We start from the raw sequence: 26,019 nt of genomic DNA on the forward strand, positions 1-26,019 counted from the left end.
TCTCCGACGGCGTCGCGACGCGGCTCGAAGATGATCCCGCCGGGCCTGCCGTCAGCGCTCCTGTTCCTCCTCGACGTCACGGATCTCGAAGCGTGTGCCGCCGTCGGTCGCCTCGGTCACGTCGATCTCCCAGCCGTGGGCGTCGACGACCTGGGCGACGATGCTCAGGCCGAGCCCGGTACCATCGGCCGTCGTCGAGTAGCCGAACTCGAAGACGGCGTCGCGTTCCTCCGGTGGAATGCCGGGGCCGTCGTCCTCGAGGTAGAACCCGTCGTCGAGCTCGCCGAGCGTAACGGTGACCGTCTCGCTGCCGTGTTCCAGGGAATTTCGAAAGCAATTCTCGAGCACCTGGCGGAGTCTGCTCTCGTCGGCCCGGATCGCCAGGTCGACGTCCACCACCAGCGTCGCCTCGCCCGTCTCGACGGACCGCCAACTCCGCTCGGCGACCGTGGCGAGGTCCAGGATCGTCGGATCCATCGGCGCGTCGCCCTCGCGGGCCAGCGAGAGCAGGTCGTCGATCAGCGTCTGCATCCGATCGTGTGATCGCGCGACGATCTCGAGGTGGTCGCTCTCGACTTCCTGGCGAGCGAGCTCCAGGCGTCCGTCGGCGACGGTCAGCGGGTTCCGGAGGTCGTGAGAGACGACGCTCGCGAACTGGTCGAGCCGGTCGTTCTGCCGTTCGAGCGCTCGCTGTCGCTCGCGGAGTTCGGCCTGCTGTTCGATGCGCTCGACGGCTGCGAGCATCGACGCGACGAGGAGCTCCGCCTGTTTCTCGTCGTGTTCGTCGAACGCGCCGGGGGTCGTCGCGACGGCCTGGAAGATGCCTCTGTCGCCGACCGGCACCGTCAGCGCCGAGCGGATGGCGTCGTCCGTGGGCTTGCCCTCCTGTCGCTCCGTGACGTCGTCGATGACGGTGGCCTCTTTCGTCTGGTAGACCATCCCGGATATTCCCTCCTCGGTGCCGAAAGGCCGATCGCCGACGTCGAGCGGCGTCGCTTCCGAGATCGCCCGGATCTCGAACGTGTCCTCGTCGTCGGGGGCCGGCGTGGCGATCGTACACCAGTCGAACCCCAGGATCGTGACCGCGGCTTCGATCATGATGTCGTAGCACCGATCGACGGAATCGGCGGCGTAGAGCCGGTTTGCCGCCTCGTGGAGCCGTTCGAGGTTCTCCTGGTGGCGCTCCAGCTCCCACTCCCGTTCCTTGCGCTCCGTCACGTCCTGGAACTGCGAGAAGATCGCGATCACCTCCCCGTCGTCGTCGGTGATGACGCGGTTGTGCCACTCGCAGACGATCCGCTTGCCGTCCGCGCGCACGTTCTCGTTGACGCTGTGATAGCCGGCTTCGTCCTCGACGAGCGCGTCGGTTACCGCTTCGACGTCCGCCCGTTCGGACTCGGGGACGATCGCGCTCCAGTGCTCGCCCAGGAGCTCCGCCTCGTCGCAGCCGAGGATCTCCTCGGCGGACGCGTTCACGCGTGCGAACTCGAAATCGTCGTTCCACTCGACGACCCCGAGCGGCGATCGCTCGAAGAAAAGCGAGAGCCGTCGGCGGTTCGCTTGCAGTTCCCGGCCCGAGCGGTGCTGTTCGACCGCGTTGGCGATCCGGTTCGCGAGCACCGCGTACTGGCTCGTCCCGGTCTCTTTCTGGAGGTAGTCAGTCACGCCCGCGGAGATCGCTTCGCTGGCGATCTCCTCGCTCCCCTTCCCGGTGAAGAGGACGAATGGAAGGTCCGGAAATTGGTCGCGTACGTCCCCCAGGAGCTCCACGCCGCTGGTCCCTGGCATCTCGTAGTCGCTGACGACGCAATCGACGGAGTCCGACAGTGTGTCGAGCGCTGCGTCCGCACTCGTCACCGTCTCGACGCTGAACCGATCGTCTTCGCGCTCGAGGAAGGTTTCTGCAACCTCCAGAAATCCCGGATCGTCGTCGACGTGGAGGATCCGGATCTGCTCGTTCATTGCTTCGTACTCCCCGTCCGCCGGCAAAGGCGTGTCGGCCACCGTGCAGCTTCGGGTCGTTCTTTTCGTTCGTCGCGACATTCGAGACGCTCACTTCGTTCGCACCTCGTATGCGCCGAGAGACTCGCTCCGCTCGCCAACAGGTCGGTCGGCATCCGGTCGAGCGTAGCGAGGCCGGGCTCGGAAACGGAGCGAAGCGACGTTTCCGGTGTGCGAATGACGAGCGTAGCGAGGAATGAGTGCGCCGACCGGGATTTGAACCCGGGCCATGAGCTTGGAAGGCTCAGGTCCTACCACTAGACCATCGGCGCCTACCAACCGCTACCGGAAGGTCGGATAAGGGCCTTACTCTTCGGCTCGACGCGAGTGCCCCGTCTCACACGTCGAAGACGACGTATGCTCGCCAGCCGTCGTCGGTCGTCTCCAGCTCCAGATCGGAGTAGGTCACGGCCTTGATCTCGCGGGCGTCGATCTCGTCGAGGGGGACGCCACGAGCACTGGCTTCGACGATCCACCGATCGTCTTCCTCGCGGACCGCCGCATCGTTGTCGACTGGGAGTACCGATCGCACGTCCCGCTCGTAGATGAGTTCGTCGAGGTAGTCGAAGAGCAGTGCCTCGCGGTTCTCGGCGTCGATCTCGAGGTCGAACCGCACGCCGCGGTCCTCCGGAATCGAATCACACATCGTCGCCGCGAGGCCGTCCGCGATCGCGGTGAACGCGCCGTCGAGGGTTTCGGCCTCGGCCTCGACCGCGACGTCGGCGGTGTGTTCCCGGAGCCAGTAGGGCATTGGCTGAGGATATACTCCGGTCGCTTTTGGTTCGGTCGATTGTGGAGCGTCAGTGTTCCATAAGCTGGGATCTCCGAAAGCCCCAGAGCGCTCGATATCCCGGGCACCGAAAGACTTCGCTACGCTCGTCTTTCGAGGTCACGCTCACTTCGTTCGCGTGACGCTCGCTGCGCTCCTCGGCCTTCGGCCTGCGGTGCTTGCGTCGCCCGGGGACAACCGAGTCGCCCTGCCCCTTTCGATGTCACGCCCAGCCTCACTCCTCCCCAGCCTTCTGCGCTGCTCACGTCGCTAGCGCTCGTTGCGCTGCTCGGCCCTCGCGCGCTGTCTGCCGCGGCCGCTCGCCCGCTACGGGGCTCCCGACCACGCCAGCGCGCGCCGACGTGGTCCACCGGGGGTCGTGACCGGAGGCTCATTCCCTGGGTGGGACTCCGGAAGGGGCCGACCGGTCGATCCGTCCTCGACGAAGGTGAGCCGAGCGGATGCGAGGCGAACGTCGAAACGCGAGCGACAGCGAGCGTTTCGGAATAAGCACTGGACCGAGCGAAGCGAGGGAAGCGCGCAGCGAGTCGCGGACGGTCGAGCGGGAGGGGGCTTCCGTAGGCGGTCAAATCGCCGGCAAAAATCCCGACACCATCTGAGACCATCGAGGACCATCGCCGACGGAGCGATACGTAGTTACGGCGGGCGAACGGACTCCAATCCAACACATGCAGGCGGCGTTGGTGATCCTCGATGGCTGGGGCCTGGGCGACCACGACAGGAGAGACGCCGTAAAAGCAGCGGACACGCCGGTTTTCGACCGCGCCGCCGAGCAGGGCGCCTACGGAACCCTGACGGTCTCCGGTCGCGCGGTCGGGCTGCCGGACGGCCAGATGGGCAACAGCGAGGTCGGCCACCTCAACATCGGTGCTGGCCGGGTGGTCAAACAGCCGTTCACGAAGATCAACGACGCCATCGAGGACGGCGAACTCGCCGAGAACGAGGCGCTGCTCGACGCCATCGACGGCGCACGCGAGCGTGGCGGCCGCGTTCACTTCATGGGACTGGTGAGCGACGGCGGCGTCCACTCCTCACAGCAGCACCTCCACGCGCTCATCGACCTCGCCGCCGAGCGCGGTGCTGATGCCGTCACGCACGCGTTCACCGACGGCCGGGACACGGACCCGGACGCAGGTGCGGGCTACCTCGAGGAGCTCGAAGCCCAGGCCGAGCGAGCGGGCACTGGTGACGTCGCGACCGTTACCGGGCGGTACTGGGCGATGGATCGCGACACGAACTGGGACCGGACGAAGAAGGCCTACGAAGCGATCGTCGAGCGCGAGGCCGAGTACGAGGCGCCAACCGGGACCACGGCAGTCAGGGCGGCGTACGATCGCGACGAGACTGACGAGTTCATCGAGCCGACGCTGATCGAGAACCGGCCTGCACTCGCCGACGGTGACGCGGTCGTCTTCTTCAACTTCCGGCCGGATCGCGCTCGCCAGCTCGTGCGGATGCTCACGGACACGAAGCCCGCGTGGCCGTTCGAGACCGATCCGCCGGAGATCACGATGACCACGCTCACGGAGTACGACGAAACGTTCGAGTTCCCCGTCGCCTTCCCGCCCGAGGCACCCGAAGCGACGCTGGGGAGCACGCTTGCCGAGCACGGCCTGACCCAACTCCGCCTCGCCGAGTCCGAGAAGTACCCCCACGTCACCTACTTCCTCAACGGCGGCCGGGAGATCGCCTACGAGGGCGAGCGCCGGGAGATCGTCGAGTCGCCGGACGTTCCGACCTACGATCTCCAGCCCGAGATGAGCGCCGAGGGCGTCACCGACGAGGCGATCGCGATCATCGACGCCGACGACCCGGACGTGCTCGTAATCAACTACGCGAATCCGGACATGGTCGGGCACACGGGCGATTTCGAGGCTGCGATCGAGGCCGTCGAAGCCGTCGACGCCCAGCTCGGTCGACTCCTCGAACCCCTCGACGACCACGGTGCCCACGTGCTGATCACGGCCGACCACGGCAACGCCGATGACATGGGCACCGAGGCGGAGCCCCACACCGCTCATACGACGAATCCGGTGCCGTTCGTCTCGCTGGCGCCGTCTGAATCGGCGTCGGAATCCCGATCGCGCTCGACGTCGGAGTCGACGTCAGAATCGCCGTCGGAAACGGAGTCGGTGGCGGACGATCGGACCGGCGGCTACCGCGTCCGCGACGGGGGCACCCTCGCGGACATCACGCCGACGATCCTCCGACTGATCGGCGTCGAGCAGCCCCCGGTGATGACGGGCGAGTCACTCCTGGACGACCTCGAGTGAGGCGGGCTGTCGGTGCCCGATCGCGACCGATTTTTCCCTGGCGTTCCCGAAACCATCTGATACCATCTGAAAATCCCCCGATCCTGTTTGCCGATTCACGAAAACCTGTCAGGGAAATAAGTGCGGCACGCTTTACTGAGCGCCTCCGCTACCGGGTGGCATGGTACGAATCGCCGGCGTGGGGCTCACGCCGTTCGGAACGACGCCCGAGCGGACCGGGCGGGACATGTTCGCCGAGGCCAGTGACGCAGCTTTCGCGGACGCGGGCGTCCCCCGGGCCGATGTCGACGCTCTCTACTACGGCAACTTCATGGGCGCCCTCGCGGAGCATCAGGGCCACCAGGGGCCGCTGATGGCCGAAGCCGCGGGAATCCAGGCGCCAGCGACGCGCTTCGAGACGGCGTGTGCATCGAGCGGTGCAGCGGTCCGACACGCCGTCCAGGCGCTCCGCAACGGCGAGGCTGACCTCCTGCTCGTCGGCGGCGCCGAGCGGATGACGAATCTCGGCACCGACGGGGCGACGGAGGCGCTCGCGATCGCGGCCGACGACCTCTGGGAGGTCCGCGCGGGCGTGACGTTCCCCGGCGCGTACGCGCTGATGGCCACCGCGTATTTCGAGGAGTTCGGCGGCGACCGCGAGGACCTCGCACACGTCGCGGTCAAGAACCACGAGCACGCCATCGAGAACGAGCACGCACAGTACCAGCAACGGATCGACGTCGACGACGTGCTCGAGGCGCCGACGGTTTCCGCACCGCTGGGCCTCTACGACTCCTGTCCGATCAGCGACGGTGCGAGCGCGCTCGTTCTCGCCAGCGACGAGTACGTCGCCGAGCACGACCTCGACGCGTCGGTCTCGATCACCGGCACTGGTCAGGGCGGCGACAACCTCGCACTGCACGATCGCGAGCATCTCGCCCGCTCGCCGGCCGCGGACGCTGCCGCGACGGAGGCCTACGACGACGCCGGGATCGGTCCCAAGGACGTCGAAGTCGCCGAGGTTCACGACTGCTTCACGATCGCGGAAGTGCTGGCGCTCGAATCCCTGGGGTTCTACGAGCCGGGCGAGGCGATCGGGGCGGCCCGCCGCGGCGAGACGACTGCGACTGGCGACCGACCGATCAACCTCTCGGGCGGCCTCAAGGCAAAGGGTCATCCCGTCGGCGCCACCGGGACCGCACAGATCGCCGAGCTGACCCAGCTACTGCGGGGCGATCACGTCAACAGCGACGCCGTTCCCGACGCGACCGTCGGCCTCGCCCACAACGCCGGCGGGACGGTCGCGAGCGCGTTCGTCCACGTCGTGGAGGTGGCAGAATGACGGACGAAGGCGCCAATGCCGGTGTGGCGGCCGGGAACCGACCACTAGTGACCGACGGCGGGGAGGACACTGCCGGCGGGGAGGATGCCGCCGGCGAGGAGGGCTACGACGAGTGGCTCGCTGCGCTCGCGGAGGGCGAGGGCTACTACCTCGTCTGCCCCAACGACCACGGCTCGCTCCCGCCGCGCCGTCGCTGCCCGCACTGCTCGAGCGGTGAACTGACCGAGCGGACGCTCCCCGAGACCGGCACCATCGAGACGTTCACGGAGACGCAGGTGCCGATCCCGAGCTTCTCAGAGGACGCACCGTACGTCGTCGCGATCGTCGATTTCGGCGACGTTCGAGTTACGGGACAGCTCCGTGGGATCGACCCCGCCGAGGTTGCGGTGGGCGCGACAGTCTCGCCCGACGTCGTCGAGCGCGAGACGACGGGCGAGCCGCTGATCGTCTTCAGACCGGTCTGAGTCGCGTCGCTCTCCTTTCGAGCGGGTGGGAAGGCTGCGTCGGGTGATTCTGGCTCCCTACCCGAACGCACTCAGGCGTTCGCGGGAACGAGCCCCAGTTCCAGCGCTGCGAGCGTCTCCGCCGGATGCTCCAGGTGCGGCAGTCGTTTCGCGTAATCGACCACGACCAGCCGGGCGTCGGTCGCACTCGCCAGGTCGCGGCCAGCCTCGAGCGACGGGTCGGTGGACTCCCGGCCCCAGAGCAACGTTACGTCGGCATCGACGTCTGCCAGCGCGGTCTCGACGTCGACGCCGGGATCGAGGTGGCCGCTGAGATACGACGCCGGCGCGTACCGTGCCCCGGGCTGGTGAGCGGCCGTCCAGCAGTACTCGAGAAACTCCGCGGGCGGGGCGCCGTAGCATCGGCCGCCGACGGCGCCGCTTCGCAGGCTGGCGCTGCTCGTCAGGCCGTTGTAGATCGCGGTTCCGACGACGGGCGAACGCACGAGTGCACGGCGACCGACCGACTGTCCGCCGGTGTCGGCGACTGGCGTGACGAGGACGAGCTGGTCGACGTCGGCCGCCGGCGCCGCCAGCGCCGCGTAGCTCCCCGTGAGCCCACCCGCGACGACGGCGGGACTGTCCTCGCTGGCGGGCACCTCCTCGAGGAAGTCGCCGACGAACGCCTCGTAGATGCTCGCGGAGTACGTGAGCGGCGGGCGATCGGAGCGGCCGTATCCGGGGAGATCGGGCGCGTAGACGCGGTGGTCCTCCGCGAGGGTCTCGGCGACCCCGACGAACTCCCGGCTGGTGCCGACGACGCCGACGTCGTGGAACAGGACGACCGGCGGATCGTCCGGATCGCCCAGCGACGCGTACGCAACGTCCATCCCCCGCCAGCGATAGTGGTCCTGGTCGCCCGGCAGCCCGGGCGGGAGCTCACCGCCGCCCCGACCGAGCGCCCGGTTCCCGACCGCTGCGATGCCGGCACCGGCTGCGAGTGCGACGGAGCGTCCGTTCATGGCTCCTCGTTCGGCCGGCCGTAACTTAGGCGTGCCGACGCTGCAGTCTGATCCTCCGGTATCGACTCGACGCCGACCGTTCGGACTGGACCTGCGCCGAGCGACCTGGTCCTCGTTTACTCTGGCCCCCGCTCACCCCCGTTCCCGCTCGTCTCGGTGGCGGTCTGGAACTGCCAGCACGGTTATCCCGCCGTCGCTCTATAAGTTCCACATGACTCCGGGAACCGCGAAGATCGGTGAACATCGAGGGGCGCTGTCGTGACGCTGGAGAACGTCGAATCCACGGAAGGTGCGATCCTCGCGGCGGTCAGCGCAGCCGTGCTGGTGACCGACCGAAACGGGCGGATCGTCTACCAGAGCCCCTCGGTTTCGAGCGCGTTCGGCTACGAGACCGACGCGCTGGTCGGACGGGACACGGCGGCGCTCGTCCACGACGACGATCGCGAGGCGATCGGCGACCTCGTCGACCGGATCGAGCCCGGCGGGACCGAGCGAGCGGAGGTGCGGATCGCGGACGCGGACGGAGCGTGGCGGTGGGCGGCGGTCACCGTCACCGATCCCGTCGACACGGCGATCGATGGCTTCGTGATCAGCGCTCGCGACGTGACCGAGCAGGTCCACGCACGCTGGGACCGCGAGGAGCTCCTCGATCGGATGGCGGAGGCGTTCTTCGCCGTCGACACCGAGTGGCGCGTCACGCACGTCAACCGTCACACAGAGGCGCTCCTCGACGTCGACGAGTGCGACGTCGTGGGGATCGAACTCGACGAACTCTTTCCGGCGGGGCTGGGATCGACCTTCGACGAGCAGTTTCGTGAGGCAGTAGCGACGGACGAGCCCCGCCAGTTCGAGGCCTACTACGAGCCACTTGACGCCTGGTTCGCCGTCGCGGCCTATCCGGGCGAAACCGGCCTCTCCGTGTTCTTCGAGGACGTCACCGATCGCAAGCGCACCGAGATGGCGGTCGCGAAGAACGAGAAAGCGCTCCGGGACCTCCACGACGTCGCCGCCGACAAGGGGCTCGCCTTCGAGGAGAAACTCGTCCGGCTGCTCGACCTCGGCCGAGACCGCCTCGACCTCCGCCTGGGATTCCTCACGCGGATCGAGGAGACCGAAGACGGCGAGGGGGTCCAGCGCGTGATCGCCTGCCAGGGCGACCACGACCTGCTCGTCCGCGGCGAGTCCTGTCCGCTCTCCCAGGCCTACTGCCAGCGGACTATCGAGACGGACGAACTCATGGCGACCAGGGATCCACAGGGGGAGTGGGTCCCCGAGGAAGCCTACGACGCTTTCGGCCTCGAGACCTACGTCGGTGGCAAGCTGCTCGTCGACGGCGAGATTTACGGCACGCTGTGTTTCGCCGACACGGAGCCACGGGAGCATCCGTTCCGATCCGACGAGGAGGCGTTCGTGGAACTGCTAGTCGAGTGGATGGCCTACGAGCTCGAGCGGGAGCGCCGCGAGACCCGGCTCGAACGACAGAACGATCGCCTCGACGCGTTCGCGTCCATGGTCTCGCACGACCTCCGGAATCCGCTAACGATCGCACAGGGGAACCTCGATCTCGCGCGGGAGTCCGGCGATTCTGATTCGTTCGAGGCCGTGACGGAGTCGCTCGACCGGATGGAGCGGCTCATCGACGACATGCTCTGGCTCGCTCGCGAGGGCCAGGACGTGGCCGATACCGCTCCGGTCGATCTCCAGGCCGTCGCCGACGAGGCCTGGAACTTCGTCGCGACGCCAAGCGCGACCCTGACCGTCGACTGCGAGGGCTGCACGATCGACGCCGACCACGATCGGCTGCTCCAGCTCCTGGAGAACTGCTTTCGGAACGCCATCGACCACAGCGACGGCGAGGTCGTCGTCCGCGTCGGCTGCGTCGAAAACGGGTTCTACGTCGAGGACGACGGCCCCGGCATCCAGCCGGAGGAACGCGACGACGTCTTCGAGACCGGGTTCACGACCGACGAGGAGGGGACCGGATTCGGGCTGGCGATCGTCCAGCGCATCGCCGCCGCGCACGGCTGGAGCGTGACAGCCGCCGAGAGCGCCGACGGCGGCGCACGGTTCGAGTTCGTGGCGGCCTAGACCGGGTCGATCCGGCTCGGGACGCCACGGCGCTCCGTCGCCGCCAACCCTTATCCGCGGACCGGGCGTACTGTTCGCTATGACACTCGAGGTTGGTGCGCCCGAACCGCCGGAGCTCGAGCCGATCGATCCCGACGACTACGACGACGTCGAGGTCGTCTCCGACAGCGACTACCGCCGCGAGGAGCTCGGCGACTTCCTCGAGGACGGCGCCTGGGAGGAGGCCTTCGACACCTGGCGTGACGACACGGACATGGACGAGGACACCTTCGCCGTCGTCGAAGATCTCGACCTCTTCTCCGAGTTCGACTTCTTCTGGGACGCGTTCGCCGACCGCGTCGGCTACCACTCGCCGGGCGTCCCCGAGAACTGGAAGGAGATGGACGTCCACCCGGAGCTGAACACCTGGGAGCGCGCCTCGACGATCAACGCGGAGCTCGCCGAGCTGGGCCAGATCGTCTGTGACGTGCTCAAATCCGAGTACGTCGAGTGGGAGAACGACTACGAGTCGCCCGACGACCTCCCGGACTTCGACTGATCCCGTCGGAACCCACTCGACTGGACCGTGACCGGAACCCACTCGACTGGACCGTGACCGGAACCCACTCGACTGGACCATCCCCGGAACCTTCACTCGGGATCGAAGAACGTCGCTTAAGTGGAGGGGCGCCCCTTGCATGCACATGTACTTCGCCGGCGTCGATCTGGGCGCCACGAACACGCACGTCGTCGTCGCGGACGGAGACGGCGCGACGCTGGGTGCGGACGAGCGCCCGACGCCGCGCGGCCCGACCGGGATCGCCGTGACGGAAGAGATCCTCGACGCGCTCCGGACCGCCGCGGATCGCGCGGGCGTCGAACCCGAGGAGATCGCAGCGGCCGGGATCGGCTCGATCGGCCCGCTCGACCTCGCCAACGGCACGATCGAGAACCCCGCGAACCTCCCCGGGAACATCGGCACCATCCCGCTGACGGGACCGATCGGGAATCTCATCGAGAGCGAGGACGTCTACCTCCACAACGACACCAACGCCGGCGTCATCGGCGAGCGATTCTTCAGCGACCGGAACCCCGACGACATGGTCTACCTCACCATCTCCTCGGGGATCGGCGCCGGCGTCTGCGTGGACGGCAACGTCCTCGACGGCTGGGACGGCAACGCCGGCGAGGTCGGCCACATGATGCTCGACCCCCAGGGCCACCTCACCTGTGGCTGTGGCTCCGACGGCCACTGGGAGGCTTACTGTTCGGGCAACAACATCCCGAAATACGCCCGATTCCTCCACGACGACGACCCGATCGAAACTGCGGTTCCACTCGACGACCCCGACTTTTCTGCGGCCGACGTCTTCGAACACGCCGGCTCCGACGAGTTCGCCGACCACGTCGTCGACCAGATCGCCCACTGGAACGCGATGGGCGTCACCAACGTCGTTCACGCGTACGCGCCGATCGTTATCTACGTCGGCGGCGCGGTGGCGATGAACAACCCCGAACTCACGCTGGAGCCGATCCGCGAGCGCCTCGACGACATGGTCTTCACCAACATCCCCGACGTCCAGCTGACGACGCTGGGCGAGGACGTCGTCGTAAAGGGGGCCGTCGCGAGCGCGATGACCGCCGGGACCGGGGATCAGCGCCGGCTGCGGACCTGATCGCGCAGTTTCTCGCCGCCTCGGGTTACGACGCCTCCAGCTCCGCGAGCCGATCGAGCGCGTACGCGATCCGCAGGACGCTCGCGGCGTCGCCCCGATCGAAGACGAGATCGTCCGTCGAGCGGACGTGTTCGAGGACGTCCGGTGAGGCGTGCTCGGGAGCTGCGGCGATCCCGGTGCCGGCGGCGTCGACCCACTCCATGATCCGGAGGTCGGTCTTCGAGTCGCCCATCACCAGCGCGAACGGGTCGTCGATCCCGAGCACGTCGTAGGCCGCGGCGACGCCGTCTGGCTTCGTCAGCTCGCGACTCGTCAGCTCGGCGGCGTCGGCCTCGTAGTACGCGACGTCGATGCGCTCGAAGACGGCGGTGAGTGCGGGCGGCGCGTCGGCGAGGTCGCGATCCGGGACGGCGTCGCGAGATTCGAGGACGGCACGGATCTCGGGGTCAGCGGCAGCGTACGCGGCGCGGGCCCACTCGCCCGCTTCGTCGGCACCGATCCCGTTGGCACCGACCTCATCGGCGTCGGTCCCGCCGGCAGCGGAATCGACGGCCTCGTCGGCGACGGTTTCCGCCGCGACCGCACCGAGCACGTCGAGCTGGTGGACGAGGGCGTCGTCGATCAGCTCGCGTGCGCGGTCGGAGCCCGTCGCCGCGTTAGGTTTGACCGTGACGTTGAACTCGTTGCCTTGGAGGTGCGACCCGCGCCGCAGGTCGGCGGACGCGTCCCGGAAGAGCCGGGAGCGCACGCCCTCGAAGATCGCGACGACGGTCTCGTCGAGGTCCTCGTAGAGGAGTCGTTTCGAGTCCGCGCCGTGGCCCGGCGTGAACACGCCGTTGCCGGACTCGTAGACGATCGACAGCTCGCCGGAGTGGACGAGCTCGCTGCCGAGGCCCTGGATCAGGAACCCCTTGACGTTCTCGAGGGTCTGGCCCGTACAGACGACGATTGGGACGCCCATCTCGTGAAACTCGGTCAGGAGGTGGAGCGTCTCCCGTGGAATCTCGTTGTCCGTGCTCCCCGCCGAGCGAAGCGTCTCGTCGACGTCGAGCACGAGGACGTTCACCGGCCGATCGTACGTCGAGAGGAGGTCGAGTGCGGTGAACGCCTGGTCGCGTGAGGCCCGCGCCGCGATCTCGGCGTAGGTCGCCGCCGCGTCGTCGCTGATCGCGGCGACGTCCGGTCGCGTCGCGAGCGAGCGCGGCGCGTCCGCTGCGAACGAGTCGACGATCCCGGCCTTCTGTTCGGCGAGCTCCTTGCTGACCGTCTCCCAGTGTTCCAGCGCGACCCGGGAGTCCAGTGGCGGAAAGAGGTCGACGAACGCCTGGTGGTCACGCAGCCGCCCGGTGTCGAACTCCGCGTAGAGTCGATACAGGCGGTCGTACTGCTCCATGGGTTGGCTGGCGGCACAGCGCGGCAAAAGGGTTGCTTCCGCACGTCTTGCTCCGGAGGCGAGTACATCCCCGAAACGAAATCAGCCGGCCGCCGATCGATCGATGCACTGGGAATCGGCCGCCGGCTACGACCCGATCGACGTTCCACCGCGACGAAGACCTGCCCAGACCCTCCGGGTGGGACTGGAAGGGGCCGACGAGCGGGGGGCTTCCAAGCGGTTTGCAGCCGTCGTATTCGTCTGAGCGAACTCTCGCCCGTTCCACAGAGACCACAACGAGCATACCACTCCGATCCGCAGATCAGTCCATGGAGACGACGCGACATTTCACGGCGACGACGTACGTCGTAGCGGACGGGGCCGTCGCCCTCCACCTGCACGATCGGACCGGCAAGTGGCTGCCACCGGGCGGCCACGTCGATCGCGGAGAACTCCCACACGAGGCCGCACTCCGTGAGATCGAGGAGGAGACGGGACTCGAGGCGACGATCGTCGCGGAGCGCGACGAGATCGGATCGCCGACGGTGGAGCCACTGCCTCAGCCCCAGCATTTCCAGCTCGCGGACGTGAACGTCCACGGAGAGCCAGGAGCACCCGACGCCGACGTGAGCCACCAGCACGTGGATCTGGTCTACTACGCCGCGGCCGAGGAGCGAGCGATCGACCCGGCCGACGGCGAGGAGCCCGCTGACGCCTGGGAGTGGTTCGACGCCGACGAGCTCGCTGACGACGGCCGCTTCGACGAAGACGTCGCCGAGATCGGCCAGCGGGCGATCCGGACGGTCGCCGAGCGGACCGACTGAGGTTCGCGGTGCCATCTCCATCTGCACTGCTGATTTACTACGATCCGAATACGAACGTTTACCCTCACCCATGTGCATCGCTGTCGCATGAAGGTCGTCGCAGTTCGTGAGGGGGAGCAGACGCCGACGGTGCTGGAGAAACCGCGACCGGACCCGTTGGCGGGGGAGGCGCTCGTCAGGACGCTCCGGGTCGGCGTCGACGGAACGGATCACGAGGTGCTCAACGGCGGCCACGGCGGCTTTCCGGAGGGCGAGGACCACCTCGTGCTCGGCCATGAGGCAGTCGGCGTCGTCGCGGATCCCAACGGTACGGCGTTCGAGGAGGGCGACGTGGTCGTCCCGACGGTCCGACGGGCGCCGCAGGGCCAGGAATCCAACGAGTACTTCGAGCGTGGCGAGCCCGACATGGCGCCAGAGGGCCAGTACCACGAGCGCGGGATCGTCGGCGCACACGGGTTCATGGCGGAGTACTTCACCAGCCCGGCGGAGTATCTCGTCCCGCTCCCGCCCGAACTGACCGAGATCGGCTTCCTCGTCGAGCCGCTCTCGATCACGGAGAAGGCGCTGGAGCTGTCCTACGCCTCGCGATCGGCTTTCGAGTGGAACCCCGAAAGCGCGATCGTGCTGGGCAACGGGTGCCTGGGCCTCCTCACGCTGGGGATGTTCGAGCACACCGAGGGCATCGACCGGAGCTACTGTCTCGGTCGGCGGGACCGGCCGGATCCGACGATCGACGTGATCGAGGAACTCGGCGCGACCTACGTCGACTCCCGGGAGACGCCCGTCGACGAGTTGCCCGGCGCTGTCGAGTCGATGGACCTCGTCTACGAGGCGACGGGCTACGCGCCCCACGCGTACCAGACGATCGAAGCGCTCGCACCGAACGGCGTCGGTGCGCTGCTGGGGATCCCCGGCAGCTGGGAGTTCGAGGTCGACGGCGGCGCGCTCCACGAGGAGCTGGTCCTCCACAACAAGGCGCTGATCGGGTCGGTAAACTCCCACGTCCGACATTTCGAGGCGGCGATCGAGGACCTGCAGGCGCTCCCCGACTGGCTCATCGACGACGTGATCACCGGCGTCTACGGCACCGACGAGCTCGACGCGGCGTTCGACGACAGCAACACGACTATAAAAACGGCCGTCGAACTCTCGACGAGATGAAGAACGTCGACGACCTCATCGACAGCGCCTCGGAGCTCGCCGAGCAGGGGCTCTCCAAGGGCGAGATCGCGGACGAACTGAACGTCTCCCGCGAGACGGCGAGCTGGCTGGTCGAGCGCGGCGGCACGAACGCGAGCGCGAGCGACGTCGTCTCCTCGAGCGCGAGCGACATCCACGTCGACTGGAGCGCGTTCGGCCGGGACAGCACGCGACTGAATCACCTCGGCGCGGCGATGGCGGACATGCTTTCGAGCGAGTCCGAGAACGTCGACCTCACCATCGGGATCGAGAAGGCCGGCGTGCCGCTCGCGACGAGCGTCGCACGCATCCTCGACACCGATCTCGGTGCCTACGCCCCGCGCAAACACCAGTGGGAGGAGGGCGACATCGACGAGCACGGCGGCACGTTCTCCCGGAACTTTGCCGGGATTCGCGACCGGGAGTGCTACGTCGTCGACGACACGATCACGTCGGGCACGACGATGACCGAGACGGTGGAGGCGATCCGCAACGAGGGCGGCGAGCCCGTCGCCTGTATGGTGCTCGTCGACAAGCGCGGCGTCGACGAGATCGAGGGCGTGCCGGTCTACTCGCTGCTGCAGGTCATCTCCGTCGCCGGCGAGTAACTCGCGCGTACGAGGTCGTCTTGGCGGACTCCAGCGGCGCTACTGGAGGATCGGCCGCAGTTTGCACGCGCTCTCCCGAACGGACTCCGGCGACGCGATCGCGCCCCGTCCTCGCTGTCGTCGCTTCAATCCAACTGTTCGGAACACTGGCCCTGCAACTGACGCGTCGCGTGACCGAGCACTGCCGGCTTGTATTGGCCAGCATTCTCCCGTGATCGACGAACGTACGCCGACGTGACTCCGTGACGTGTGAGCCCTTGGCTCGCCCCTGCTAACTTTTTCCAGCAACTTTTTGAGCGTAACGAACGGTAGCCACTATAAGTTCCCGAGCCCTAGTAACGATCGACCGCTTACCTGCCGCAGCTCTCACCCAACCATGTCATCGGAACCCACAGCGAGCGTCTACCGGCTCCACTCCACCCTGGAACTACCTCTCGAGGACGTCCACGAACTCATGGACGACGGGAAGTTCCCGGAGGGTGTCGCCGACGTCGACGTCACACGACGGAACAACACGCTCATTCTCAGCGCCACGGCGGAGGACACCTCGATCAGCAAGTACACGCCCACGGCGCAGCTCAAGGCGAGCGTCGTCGAGAACCGCGTCTATGAGGAGGACCCCGAGGAGGTCCGACGGCGCCAGGGCGGCCCCAGCTGGGGCGACGAGGAAGAAGAGGAGATCGAGTCCGAGCTCGTCGAGTACGCCGCGTTCAAGGGCGACCGCGAGACCGTGCTCCAGAACACCCAACTCCAGTACGAGATGTTCCAGGTGCTCCGCGAGATCGCACTCATCTCCGAGAAGGGCACGCTGACCGCGATCACCTGCGAGGACGGCGAACTCGACTCCTGGCGAATCGTCGAGGGCGACGAGCGTCCCTCCAGCATCGAGGTCGTCGAGGGGCCCGCCGACGAGGACGCCGCTCAGAGCGGCGTCAACTGGCGGGACAACAAGTTTATCAGCGACTGATCGTCCGCTCGCCTTTGTTCTGCAGTATCTGCATCACTCGCTAGCGTGTTCTACTGATCCTGCGAATCGGCTGTGGACCGATCGAGATACGACCCTGTTGTTTCCGCGACGCGTTCGACGAACGCCTCCGTGACTGTTCCTTGCTTCCCGACAACGTGGAGGTCGTCTTTGAGCGTCGCGATCGTCCACGGCAGGACGTAGCTCGGGGTCGACGGCTCGCCACTGTTCCAGGCACTACTGGTGACGTCGAAGCTGCCGGGGTGGTGTGACTGCGTGGTGAGCGCAACGCCGATCGACTCCTCGTTCGCGTACGGCAGTCGATCGGTCGAGATGAGCAACCACGGTCGTGGATTCGAGTCGCCCGCCGCAAACGGATCTGGCGCCCAGATCACCTCGCCTCGCTCGGTCATTCCGAACCGTCCACGTCAGATTCACTCCGGTCTTCGATCGGATCGACGGCCGACGCTTGCCACGCGTCGACGGTGGCTTCGGAGAAGCCCCCGTCGCGCTCGTCAGCAGTGGCGGCACCGAGCCTGCCGGCCGACGCGACCGCGTGTTCGCGATCCGCGATAGACCAGTACTCGCCCCGGTGTTCGACGAGTCCGTGGTCTTCCAGTCGCGAGAGCGTCGGCCCGATGCTACCTCGCGGGACGTCGAGTGACGCTGCGAGCTCGCGCTGCCGGAACGCCGCGTTCGCGTTCCCGAGGAGGAAGCGGTAGATCGTACCCTGGGTCGTGTCCCGGGAGAGATCGATCGCTTCCCCGTCGCCGATTGTACGGAAGTCCTCACGTGAGATCGGCATTGTTGTATCTATTTGTATCGAATTGTATTAGCACTTCTGCTCGGCCCTGCATCGCAATCGAGGGCGGAAGAGGGTGCCTGTAGCGTCCACTCTGTGGAGGTACTTGGTCCATCTTCGAGAAGTACACCGGATTGCCGCGGCATCCGGTATAAACGTCGGGCAGCCCGGTGGTGGCTTCCCTACTGTCCTCCCGACCGCACCGGGAACGCCACCTCGACGGTCGTCTTGTACTCCGTGATCTCACCGTCCTCCACCTTCGCGGTCTTGTCCTCGACCTCGACACCGGTGATTCCCTCGATGGTCTCGCTGGCGGTCCGAACCGCTTCGTCCGCCGCGTCGTCCCACGATTCCTCCGACGTGCCGAGCACCTTGACGATCTTGACAGTGGTCATGCAGCCCCACTACGACTGGGATCCGTATAGCTAGGTGGCGGTTAGCGCTCGAGTGTCCCCGGCTACCTGCCCGTTCGCGGCGACGATCCACAAATCGAACGACCGACCAATTGAATGGGGAGCCCGCCGTCGTAGCATGCGTGCAAGACGTACCAGCCGGAATCTGTTGCTCGTTCAGCGGCGGCGACGCCGGTCAGCTCCTCGGCATCGCCGCGTCGGCGGGTGAACTCTCGGAGACGACCGCGACCGAGACGCCGACGCCGATGTTCGTCGCGCTCGCCCCGGACGGCGACCACTGCTACGTCGTCCACGACGACGCCGGGGGCGAGATCAGCTCCATCTCGATCGGAAGCGATGGCGAACTGACGGAGACCGCTCGCCACCCGACCGGCGGCGCGGAGCCCTGTTACGTCAGCGTCGACGCAGCCGGGGAGTTCGCCTTCACCGCGAACTACTCCGGCGGCTCCGTCTCGCTGTTCCCGATCGAGGCTGACGGGAGCCTCGGCGAGCGGGCGCAGCTGATTGAGCACGAGGGCTCGGGCCCACACCCCGGGCGCCAGGACGCCGCCTATCCTCATTCGATCGTCCCTGGGCCGCGCGACCGGTTCGTCTACGCGGCCGATCTCGGCACCGACGAGATCTGGTGCTACGAGCTCGATCGCGAGGCGGGCCGGCTCGAACCGGCCGTGCAGCCGACCGTCGAGATCCACGAGGGCGCAGGGCCGCGCCACCTCGCCTTCCACCCGAACGGAGACCTCGCCTACCTCCTGAACGAGCTCGACTCGACGCTGACGGTCCTGGCGATCGACGAGGGATCCGGCGCGCTGGAGCCCCTCGACACACTCGACACGCTACCTGCGGAGCTCCCGGACGACAAGCGCGAAGCCAGCAAGACCGCGGATATCTCCGTCCATCCCTCTGGAAACTGGCTGTACTGCTCGAACCGCGGCCACGACTCGATCGCGATCTTCGAACTCGACGGCGAGGGCACGATCGAACGAATCGCCATCGAACCCGTCCGCGGCGAGTGGCCGCGGGACATCGAACTTACCCCCGACGGCGAGCACCTGTTCGTGGAGAACCGCCACACTGACGAGATCGTCACCTTCGCTGTCGACGCCACCGACGGATCGCTCTCGCCGACGGGCGAGACGCTCTCGGTCACCGAGCCGGTCTGTCTGGCGTTCCGTGGCGATCGGTGAGCCGCCGGCCTAGAGCGGTGCGTGTCGCTCCAGCTCGATCGTCGGCACGCCAGGCAGGTCGACGGACTCGACCGTGATCGTCGGCCAGTCACCGGTGACTGTCATGGGCTCGATGGAGTCGGCGGTCACCAGCTGGGTGTCTTCGCTCTTGGCGCCCTGGACGGTCGGATTCCAGGCGTAGCCCATCGGCGCGTGGACCCGATCCGTCGCGTCCGGCGTCGCGATCCACTCGCGTCCGGCGAAGCCGGCGGCGCCGCCCTGGTGGTGCAGTTCCCACTCGCCCTCCCAGCCGAGCGCAGCGTAGGCATCCTGAATAGCACCGAAGACGTCGCCTGCCGTCCCTGGCTGGTTCTCCCCAGCGTCTGCCGGGAACTCGGCGTTCGCAGCGGCCCGCGTCGCCGCGAGTGCAGTCGCTTCGACCCGCGCAGCGTTGCGATGACGCTCCGCGAGCCACGCCGGCGGATCGAACGCGACCGTCCGGGTGAGCGAGGCATACAGTCCCTCGCGCTGGGCAGTGACCGAGAGCAGTGCATAGTCACCGAGAGGCTCGTCCTTCGGGGTGTAGTGCCGGTACGTCTGCGCACGGCGGGAGCCGCCCGCGAGCGCGACCGGCACCTCGATCCCCTCGCGACGGAGTGCCGCGGTGAGGTCGACGGTCACGTCGGCTTCGGTGTCGCCCGGTTCGAGCCCCCTCGCGACCGATTCCACGGCGGCGGCAGCGTCTTCACAGAGATCGCGGTAGCGTTCGACGTCGTCGTCGGTCAGCGGCTGGCGGAGTTCCGCGGCGTCGAGTTCGCGGACGCCGTCGGTGCCGACGCCGAAGTCGGCCGCCGCGGGCGTCGGTGATCGTTCGGCCAGCTCCGCGCCGAGGTCAGAGTCGTACCACGGGAACGCTTCCACGTCGAAGGCGTCGGGAACCTCCTCGTCGCGGAGCCGCTGGGCTTCGATCGAGTCAGTGAGGACGCGAAACTCGCCGTCGTAGCCCGCGGCCGCGACGCCGACGTCGCCGTCCCGATCGACGACGTTCGAGCCGCCGGTCAGCCACGCGAACCCGTTCGGCCGTGCGAACCAGACCGCGTCGAGGCCGTCGGCGTCGAGGAGATCGTCGAGACGATTCGCTCGCGCGTCGAGATCGACCATACGCGATCCTCGCCAGCAGGGGTCTTGAACGCACGGGAGCGGCGCCGCCACGGGCGCCGGTGCTCGCGGATGCGGACAGCGAGAATGGTCGAGAGAAACCGTCGGCCCGTTCGATCAGGCCGTGCCGACGACCGTCGCGTCGGCGGACGTCTTGCCGCGGTTGAACGAGTCCACGCGTGCGCGGACGACGTCGCCCTCGCCAGCGCCGCTGGGGACCTCGCCGGCGAAGAGGACGAACCCCTCGACTTTCCCGACGGCGACCTGCTCGCCGGAGTGGTGGTCGGTGAACTCGGTGATTGCGAACTGGTACGTCTCGCCGATCTCGACGGGCGGCTCGCGGTCCTGTGCGGCGTCGTGTGCGCGCTTGGACGCCGCGGCGTCGCTGGATCGGTGGCGCCGGAGGAGTAGCAGGAAGACGAGGAGGAGGGCGACCAGTCCGACCCCAGCTGCCGCGACGTATAGCTGCTCCATACCAGCCGATGATCGGTGCAGGACCGTATTCGTTTGGGGTTCGCGTTCGCGGCGAGTGGTCCCGCTCTTCCCACTCCCCGGACGTTCGGACGACGTATCGACGCGGCCCGCCCCGGGAGACTCCACGCTTATTAGCCCCGGGGCCGTCGCCACGGGCATGCCAACGATCGAGATCACCGAGGACCAGCACGAGTACCTCGATGCCCTCCGCGACGACATCCAGCAGGACGTCGTCGGCAAGTACGCCCACGTCCGGATGGTCGACGCCGTCCAGTACCTCATCGACAACCACGAGGGGGAGATCAACGCGACAGTGACCGCACCCTCCGCGGGACCGGAAGTCTCCGCGGAGAACACGCCCGCCGTCGACCCGGCAGACGAGCCGGCCGAGGACGCCGACGACTCGGCGGAGGACTCCGACGGAGCCGCCGAGGATTCCGAAGACGGAGACGACGCGGGCGCCGACGAGGACGCGGCGGACGACGAGAGCGAGACCGACGAGGAGGAAGCCGACGCTGACGAGGCAGCGGACGAGGACGACGAGGAAGCGGACTCCGGTGGTGCCAGCTCACCGCCGATGGCTGCCGCCGCCAGTGGCGGCGACGACGGAATGCTCTCGGCGATGATGGCGCTGATGGATACTCACGACGACAAGTGGGAGTCGGCCGCTGGCGACACCGGCTACGAGGTCGAACTGCCCGACGGCTCGACGGAATCGGCGAACACCCAGGACGACGTGCGCGCGCTCCTGTTCAAGCACTACGAGTAGCGGACGCCACGTCACCGCTCTGGATCGGATAATCGGCCACCTCGGAAACGAAAATCGGCATCGTCGTCTCCCCAATTATTACCTTGGCTGCGGTCGAATTATCTCGACGTGCGTCGGCGAGCCTACCTCCTGGCGCTCGGTGGCTCGGTGCTCGCCGGAGCCGCCGCTCTCGAACTCCGCACTCGCGGCTCGTCGGTCAGTGACAGGCCGCTCGCGGAGTACGACTGTCCGCCGTTCGAGGGCGGAGAGGACTGGACGCCGACGGTCTGCTCACACACCGTCGATCCCGGCGCTGCCGAGATCTTCCTCCAGCCGTCCGTCGAGCGAGCCGACGATCCGGCGGAACTCACGTTGACGCTGACGAATGACTCGGACCGGACCCTCCACGTCGATCCGTGGGACTGGGCGCTTCGAACGCAGGGATCCGACGGCTGGCGAGCGATCGAGTACACCGGCGGCGTCGCGAGCGGATCCCTCGAACTCCCGCCCGGCGAGACCCACGAGTGGGGCGCGATGGAGATTGCGGACTACTTCGCGGCCTGGGAGTTCGAATTTCCGGCGGGTACGTACCTCGCTGGAGTCGGAGTGGCCGATCCAGAGATAGGAAATCGGGTGCGGTATGCAGCCCTGTTCCGGATCGAGAAGTAGTCAGCGGTGCTGTCGGGCGGGTAGCTCATTCGGTGCCTTTCTGCCCCGTCCGAAAACTCTGCGAGATCAATCGATGCTACCGAACGCGTAGTGGGTGTAGATAATAACGAGACACGCCCCAACCGAGGCTCCCACGATTGCAGGAAGTGCGGCGAAGTACGGCTGCGTTTCCACACCATACACACCGATTATCGAGAGGATCCATACCTGGAGAGCGACCAAGTACAGCCAGCGACGCTTCTCTTGAATGGACGGAGGGACTCGAAATCGTTGGGCTCCGATCACCACGAGCGGGATCACAATGGCGAGAAAGAGTCCGACAATCATTGTACTGGTACTCCTCGGGGCACTACTTCAATTCGCCCGTTCGATGGCGATATGAACCATCAGCCGACTGCTCGCGACTGCTTTGTCGATCGGGATCGGCCTGTTCGTCGCGATCCGTCGGCTGATCTGGCATCGCTCTCAGGGCGATTCGGCTGCGATCCGCTCGATGGCCTTCGCGAGCACGTCGACGCCGATCTCGATCGAGTTCTCGTCGACGTCGAACGTCGCGGTGTGGTGGCCGCCGGGGTGGTCGGTGCCGACGCCGACGTAGGCCGCGAGCCCGCCGTTGTCCTGCACTTCGCGCATGAGGTAGGTCGCGTCCTCACTGCCGCCGAGGTCGTCGCGATCGAGCACGCGCTCGACGTCGGGGTGGGTCTTCGCCACGTCGCCGACGATCGCCCGGAGCTCGTCGTCGCTCTCCGCGGAGGGTGCCCGGCCGTCGTCGGTGATTGTGAGGTCGCAATCGTGCATCGTCGCCGCGCCGTCGAGGACCTCCCGCGCACGCTCGTCCATGTACTCCATCAGCGGCGTCGTTTCACCGCGGACCTCCGCGACGAGTCGGGCGTACTCGGGGATGATGTTCGACGCGGTTCCGCCCTCTACGACCCCGGCGTTGACCCGCGTCGGGCCGTCGCTGTGTCTGGGGATCGCGTAGAGGTTCTGGATCGCTGCGGCGAGCGCCTGGTTGGCGTTGCGCCCTTCCTCGGGCTGCCCCCCGGCGTGTGCCGGTGCACCCTCGAACTCCGCCTGGAGCTGTGCGACCGCGAGGAACCCCTCGACGCCGGCGACGATCTCGCCGGTCGGGTGGTCGAGCCCGATGTGGATCGCTAGCAGCGAATCGACGTCGTCGAGGTGACCGGACTCGGCCATCGCCTTCGCGCCGCCGACCTGCTCCTCGGCGGGCTGGAAGAGCACCTTCAGCGTCCCCGAGAACGCGTCGCTGTCGGCGATTCGCTGGAGGACGCCGACGCCGATCGCCGCGTGGGCGTCGTGGCCGCAGGCGTGCATGGCGCCGTCGTTCTCCGAGCGAAAGCCCTCCGCAGCGGGTTCGTGATCGGGGTCGGACGACTCGCCACGTGGCAGTCCGTCGATGTCGACCCGGAGCGCGATCGTCGGTCCCTCGCCGCGGTGGAGCTCCGCGATCAACCCCGTGTGGCCCCCTTCGAGCTCCGCGAGGATCGACTCGTCGGCGCCCGCTTCGAGCGCCCGATCGTACCACTCAGCGAGCGTCTCGTCGTCGGGGACGGCCATGCGTTCGTCGCTCGCCAGCGCGTCCGGCCCGACGTGGAGTGCGTCCACGCCGACCTCCCGGCACGCCTCGACGATCCGCGCCGTCGTGTAGAACTCACACCACGCCGGCTCGGGACGGCGGTGGAGGTCCCGGCGGAGCACGATCAGCGAGTCCGTATCCGTCACTGTCGCCATGGGCGGGATCGGTGGCGGATCCACTTAACGGCTCGCGACGCTCCGGTATGTGGGACGGTCAGCGGTAGTCACCACTGGCGACCGCCAGCGCGGACGAATCCAGGTCGCCACACCGGAGGCGAAATCCCCATACGCCGTGGGTGCGGAGGGCGAGCAGATGCACAGCGGCTCGATCGACCTCGACGCCCTCCCCTGCGGCCTGGACCTCTACGCGACGCTCGAGAGCGGCCAGTCCTACGGCTGGCGCCGGGCGGACGGTCGGTGTTATGCTGGCGACGGTCCCGAATCGTGGGACGGCGATCCGCCGTGGTACGTCCGGGTCGTCGACGGGGACGTGCTGCGGGTGCGCCAGCGGGTGAACGACGCTGGGCCGGGAAACAGCGGCGGCAGCCTCGAGTGGGAAGCGACGGCCGATCTCGAGGACGAACTCCAGGAGCTGCTCCGGCTCGACGACGACCTGCCCGCGATCCTCGGGTCCGCGTCGAGCGATGATGATCGCGGCGGCAGCGACGGGCTCCTCGAGCCCGCGATCGCGTACGCGCCCGGGATGCGACTCGTCAAGGACCCGCCGTTCGAGACGCTGATCGCGTTCATCTGCTCGACGCAGATGCGCGTCGCGCGGATCCACGGAATGGTCACCGCACTCGCGGACGCCTACGGCGAGACGGCCACGCTCGACGACCGGACCTACCACGCCTTTCCCGAGCCCGAAGCGCTCGCCGCGGCGACCGAAGCCGAGCTGCGCGATCTCGGCCTCGGTTATCGCGCGCCCTACGTCGTCGAGACCGCCGAGCTGGTGGCCAGCGGCGAGCTCCACCCGACCGACGCGCTCGACCAGCCCTACGAGCAGGCCCGCGAGACGCTCACCGGCTTCGTCGGCGTCGGCGACAAGGTCGCGGACTGCGTGCTCCTCTTCTCGCTGGGCTATCTCGAGGCCGTCCCGCTGGACACCTGGATCCAGTCGGCGATCGCCGATCACTTCCCCGAGTGCGATCGCGGCGGCTACGCCGAGACGTCGCGGGCGATCCGGGAGCGTTTCGGTGGGGAATACGCGGGGTATGTCCAGACCTACGTCTTCCATTATCTTCGGACGCGCGAGTGATCCGCCCGAACGCGTGATCGTTTCGTCGGCTGGTCCGAACCGAAACGACGTTGCGCACCCCGGCCGTCTGCTCACTCGATGCCGAGAACCGTCCTCTCCTGGAGCGGCGGGAAGGACGCGGCCGCTGCGCTCGCCGAACTGCGGGCGTCCGATCACGACGTCGTAGAGCTGCTGACGACCGTCGCTGCGGACACCGATCGGAGTTCGATGCACGGCGTCCGTCGATCGCTGTACGAACTGCAGGCAGCGGCACTCGGTGAGGACCTCCGGATCGTCACGCTCCCGCCGGAGCCCGACAACGACGCCTACGAGTCGGTCATGGCCGAGGTCGTCGCGGAGTACGCCGAGCGCGGTGTCGATCGGATCGCCTTCGCCGACCTGTTCCTCGAGGACGTTCGCTCGTATCGCGAGGAGCGGCTGGCCGAGAGCGGCGTCGATCCCGCGTTTCCGATCTGGGGGCGGTCGACGGCGGAGCAGGCGGACGCGTTCCTCGACGCCGGCTTCGAAGCGGTGGTGGTCTCGGTCGACGGCGACCCGCTCGACGCCTCGTTCGCGGGGCGGTCCTTCGATCGGTCCTTTCTCGATTCACTCCCGGCGGACGTCGATCCCTGCGGCGAGCACGGCGCCTTTCACACGTTCGTCTACGACGGGCCGATTTTCGCGGAGCCGGTGTCAGTCGAGGTCGGCGATACGGAAGCCAAGCCCGTCGGCGACGGCGTCTACCACTACGCGCGCCTTCGGGCGGCCGACGGTGGGGAAGGCGTCGGCCGCTGACGGCGACCCGGGCCGACGCACCGTTTTAGTGCCTCGCACCGAACGCTCAGCCATGAGCGATCGAACCCGCGCACACGTGTTCGTCACCGGCCGCGTCCAGGGCGTGTTCTTCCGCGCGACCACCCGCGAGCGCGCCGAAGCGGTCGGCGTGGACGGCTGGGTCCGGAACCTCGACGACGGCCGCGTCGAGGCCGTCTTCGAAGGTACCGAGGAGCAGATCGACGAGATGGTCGAGTTCTGTCACGAGGGGAGTGACGCGGCGCGCGTCGAGACCGTCGACGTCGAGCGGTCATCGTCCGAGGGCGAGTCGGGGTTCGAAATCCGGCGCTGACTGGCGACCGACGGATCCCAATCGATCCTCGACCGGAGCCCCTGGCGTCGGCTCGCTGGGACGTCGGGGACTGCCTTTAAGCCACTCCCGCCC

The 26,019-nt window shown here is 67.6% G+C and carries 27 protein-coding genes and 1 tRNA gene; 16 read left to right on the forward strand and 12 right to left on the reverse strand.

What is annotated here, in order from left to right:
* Positions 1-51: 51 nt before the first annotated feature.
* The 3 genes from ACZ5KP_RS12130 to ACZ5KP_RS12140 all read right to left on the reverse strand — a co-directional run bounded on the left by ACZ5KP_RS12130 (position 52) and on the right by ACZ5KP_RS12140 (position 2,752).
* Entirely contained in the window at positions 52-1,962 is a 1,911-nt protein-coding gene (locus tag ACZ5KP_RS12130) for an ATP-binding protein (protein ID WP_460917915.1), read from the reverse strand.
* A gap of 240 nt (positions 1,963-2,202) precedes the next feature.
* Positions 2,203-2,273 (reverse strand) — tRNA-Gly (locus tag ACZ5KP_RS12135).
* 65 nt (positions 2,274-2,338) lie between these two features.
* Positions 2,339-2,752 (reverse strand): archease, encoded by a 414-nt coding sequence (locus ACZ5KP_RS12140; RefSeq protein WP_460917916.1) that lies wholly within the window; start codon positions 2,750-2,752, stop codon positions 2,339-2,341.
* Between the two features lie 707 nt (positions 2,753-3,459).
* Here ACZ5KP_RS12140 and gpmI point away from each other — a divergent pair.
* The 3 genes from gpmI to ACZ5KP_RS12155 all read left to right on the forward strand — a co-directional run bounded on the left by gpmI (position 3,460) and on the right by ACZ5KP_RS12155 (position 6,849).
* Positions 3,460-5,064: a 2,3-bisphosphoglycerate-independent phosphoglycerate mutase gene (gpmI, locus tag ACZ5KP_RS12145; protein WP_460917917.1), complete on the forward strand. Its 1,605-nt coding sequence runs from the start codon at positions 3,460-3,462 to the stop codon at positions 5,062-5,064.
* 160 nt (positions 5,065-5,224) lie between these two features.
* Positions 5,225-6,385 carry a thiolase domain-containing protein gene (locus ACZ5KP_RS12150; RefSeq protein WP_460917918.1) on the forward strand — a complete coding sequence of 387 codons (1,161 nt, stop codon included), beginning with the start codon at positions 5,225-5,227 and terminating at the stop codon, positions 6,383-6,385.
* The gene (locus ACZ5KP_RS12155) at positions 6,382-6,849 is read left to right on the forward strand and encodes a Zn-ribbon domain-containing OB-fold protein (RefSeq protein WP_460917919.1); all 468 of its coding nucleotides are present in this window, start codon (positions 6,382-6,384) and stop codon (positions 6,847-6,849) included. Before ACZ5KP_RS12150 ends, ACZ5KP_RS12155 begins: the two co-directional genes overlap by 4 nt.
* Before the next feature lie 71 nt (positions 6,850-6,920).
* Here ACZ5KP_RS12155 and ACZ5KP_RS12160 read toward each other — a convergent pair whose 3' ends face one another.
* Positions 6,921-7,850, reverse strand: a complete 930-nt coding sequence (locus tag ACZ5KP_RS12160) for an alpha/beta fold hydrolase (protein ID WP_460917920.1) — start codon at positions 7,848-7,850, stop codon at positions 6,921-6,923.
* Between the two features lie 258 nt (positions 7,851-8,108).
* On the opposite strand from ACZ5KP_RS12160, the gene ACZ5KP_RS12165 reads away from it, so the two are divergent.
* The 3 genes from ACZ5KP_RS12165 (at position 8,109) to ACZ5KP_RS12175 (ending at position 11,593) form a co-directional block, all read left to right on the forward strand.
* Entirely contained in the window at positions 8,109-9,938 is a 1,830-nt protein-coding gene (locus tag ACZ5KP_RS12165; RefSeq protein WP_460917921.1) for a sensor histidine kinase, read from the forward strand.
* 79 nt (positions 9,939-10,017) lie between these two features.
* Entirely contained in the window at positions 10,018-10,476 is a 459-nt protein-coding gene (locus ACZ5KP_RS12170; protein ID WP_460917923.1) for a hypothetical protein, read from the forward strand.
* Positions 10,477-10,621: 145 nt separating this feature from the next.
* Complete coding sequence (locus tag ACZ5KP_RS12175) at positions 10,622-11,593, forward strand: ROK family protein (RefSeq protein WP_460917924.1); 972 nt, start codon at positions 10,622-10,624, stop codon at positions 11,591-11,593.
* A gap of 25 nt (positions 11,594-11,618) precedes the next feature.
* Here ACZ5KP_RS12175 and ACZ5KP_RS12180 read toward each other — a convergent pair whose 3' ends face one another.
* Positions 11,619-12,986: an HAD family hydrolase gene (locus ACZ5KP_RS12180; protein WP_460917925.1), complete on the reverse strand. Its 1,368-nt coding sequence runs from the start codon at positions 12,984-12,986 to the stop codon at positions 11,619-11,621.
* Between the two features lie 308 nt (positions 12,987-13,294).
* On the opposite strand from ACZ5KP_RS12180, the gene ACZ5KP_RS12185 reads away from it, so the two are divergent.
* The 4 genes from ACZ5KP_RS12185 (at position 13,295) to ACZ5KP_RS12200 (ending at position 16,543) form a co-directional block, all read left to right on the forward strand.
* On the forward strand, positions 13,295-13,789 hold the full coding sequence (locus ACZ5KP_RS12185; protein ID WP_460917926.1) for an NUDIX hydrolase: 495 nt from the start codon (positions 13,295-13,297) through the stop codon (positions 13,787-13,789).
* 87 nt (positions 13,790-13,876) lie between these two features.
* The gene (locus ACZ5KP_RS12190; protein ID WP_460917927.1) at positions 13,877-14,950 is read left to right on the forward strand and encodes a glucose 1-dehydrogenase; all 1,074 of its coding nucleotides are present in this window, start codon (positions 13,877-13,879) and stop codon (positions 14,948-14,950) included.
* Positions 14,947-15,576: a transcriptional regulator GfcR gene (gene gfcR / locus ACZ5KP_RS12195; protein WP_460917928.1), complete on the forward strand. Its 630-nt coding sequence runs from the start codon at positions 14,947-14,949 to the stop codon at positions 15,574-15,576. Before ACZ5KP_RS12190 ends, gfcR begins: the two co-directional genes overlap by 4 nt.
* 376 nt (positions 15,577-15,952) lie before the next feature.
* Positions 15,953-16,543, forward strand: a complete 591-nt coding sequence (locus tag ACZ5KP_RS12200) for a DUF7110 family protein (protein ID WP_460917929.1) — start codon at positions 15,953-15,955, stop codon at positions 16,541-16,543.
* 50 nt (positions 16,544-16,593) lie between these two features.
* Here ACZ5KP_RS12200 and ACZ5KP_RS12205 read toward each other — a convergent pair whose 3' ends face one another.
* The 3 genes from ACZ5KP_RS12205 to ACZ5KP_RS12215 all read right to left on the reverse strand — a co-directional run bounded on the left by ACZ5KP_RS12205 (position 16,594) and on the right by ACZ5KP_RS12215 (position 17,737).
* A complete protein-coding gene (locus tag ACZ5KP_RS12205; protein WP_460917930.1) occupies positions 16,594-16,953 on the reverse strand; it encodes a type II toxin-antitoxin system PemK/MazF family toxin in 360 nt (119 codons plus the stop codon).
* Complete coding sequence (locus ACZ5KP_RS12210; RefSeq protein WP_460917931.1) at positions 16,950-17,345, reverse strand: MarR family transcriptional regulator; 396 nt, start codon at positions 17,343-17,345, stop codon at positions 16,950-16,952. Before ACZ5KP_RS12210 ends, ACZ5KP_RS12205 begins: the two co-directional genes overlap by 4 nt.
* 179 nt (positions 17,346-17,524) lie before the next feature.
* Positions 17,525-17,737: a dodecin family protein gene (locus ACZ5KP_RS12215; protein ID WP_460917932.1), complete on the reverse strand. Its 213-nt coding sequence runs from the start codon at positions 17,735-17,737 to the stop codon at positions 17,525-17,527.
* 140 nt (positions 17,738-17,877) lie between these two features.
* Here ACZ5KP_RS12215 and ACZ5KP_RS12220 point away from each other — a divergent pair, with 140 nt between their 5' ends.
* Positions 17,878-18,939 carry a lactonase family protein gene (locus ACZ5KP_RS12220; RefSeq protein WP_460917933.1) on the forward strand — a complete coding sequence of 354 codons (1,062 nt, stop codon included), beginning with the start codon at positions 17,878-17,880 and terminating at the stop codon, positions 18,937-18,939.
* Between the two features lie 9 nt (positions 18,940-18,948).
* On the opposite strand, the gene ACZ5KP_RS12225 is transcribed toward ACZ5KP_RS12220, so the two are convergent.
* Both ACZ5KP_RS12225 and ACZ5KP_RS12230 read right to left on the reverse strand, forming a co-directional pair.
* Positions 18,949-20,079 carry a M24 family metallopeptidase gene (locus ACZ5KP_RS12225; protein ID WP_460917935.1) on the reverse strand — a complete coding sequence of 377 codons (1,131 nt, stop codon included), beginning with the start codon at positions 20,077-20,079 and terminating at the stop codon, positions 18,949-18,951.
* 114 nt (positions 20,080-20,193) lie between these two features.
* Positions 20,194-20,550: a TRAM domain-containing protein gene (locus ACZ5KP_RS12230; RefSeq protein ID WP_460917936.1), complete on the reverse strand. Its 357-nt coding sequence runs from the start codon at positions 20,548-20,550 to the stop codon at positions 20,194-20,196.
* 157 nt (positions 20,551-20,707) lie between these two features.
* Between ACZ5KP_RS12230 and ACZ5KP_RS12235 the strand changes: the two genes are divergently transcribed.
* Together ACZ5KP_RS12235 and ACZ5KP_RS12240 are read left to right on the forward strand one after the other, a co-directional pair.
* A complete protein-coding gene (locus ACZ5KP_RS12235; protein ID WP_460917937.1) occupies positions 20,708-21,319 on the forward strand; it encodes a hypothetical protein in 612 nt (203 codons plus the stop codon).
* Positions 21,320-21,427: 108 nt separating this feature from the next.
* On the forward strand, positions 21,428-21,967 hold the full coding sequence (locus tag ACZ5KP_RS12240; protein ID WP_460917938.1) for a hypothetical protein: 540 nt from the start codon (positions 21,428-21,430) through the stop codon (positions 21,965-21,967).
* A 66-nt stretch (positions 21,968-22,033) separates the two neighbouring features.
* Here the strand turns inward: ACZ5KP_RS12240 and ACZ5KP_RS12245 are convergent, their stop codons facing one another.
* Complete coding sequence (locus ACZ5KP_RS12245; protein WP_460917940.1) at positions 22,034-22,294, reverse strand: hypothetical protein; 261 nt, start codon at positions 22,292-22,294, stop codon at positions 22,034-22,036.
* Between the two features lie 138 nt (positions 22,295-22,432).
* On the reverse strand, positions 22,433-23,719 hold the full coding sequence (locus ACZ5KP_RS12250; RefSeq protein WP_460917941.1) for an amidohydrolase: 1,287 nt from the start codon (positions 23,717-23,719) through the stop codon (positions 22,433-22,435).
* A gap of 157 nt (positions 23,720-23,876) precedes the next feature.
* On the opposite strand from ACZ5KP_RS12250, the gene ACZ5KP_RS12255 reads away from it, so the two are divergent.
* From ACZ5KP_RS12255 to ACZ5KP_RS12265, 3 genes are all read left to right on the forward strand, one after another.
* On the forward strand, positions 23,877-24,821 hold the full coding sequence (locus tag ACZ5KP_RS12255; RefSeq protein WP_460921048.1) for a DNA-3-methyladenine glycosylase family protein: 945 nt from the start codon (positions 23,877-23,879) through the stop codon (positions 24,819-24,821).
* Positions 24,822-24,899: 78 nt separating this feature from the next.
* Complete coding sequence (locus ACZ5KP_RS12260) at positions 24,900-25,595, forward strand: Dph6-related ATP pyrophosphatase (protein WP_460917942.1); 696 nt, start codon at positions 24,900-24,902, stop codon at positions 25,593-25,595.
* Positions 25,596-25,647: 52 nt separating this feature from the next.
* Positions 25,648-25,926: an acylphosphatase gene (locus ACZ5KP_RS12265; RefSeq protein ID WP_460917943.1), complete on the forward strand. Its 279-nt coding sequence runs from the start codon at positions 25,648-25,650 to the stop codon at positions 25,924-25,926.
* Positions 25,927-26,019 lie beyond the last annotated feature (93 nt).

The sequence above is a fragment of the Salinarchaeum chitinilyticum genome, from assembly GCF_055390775.1.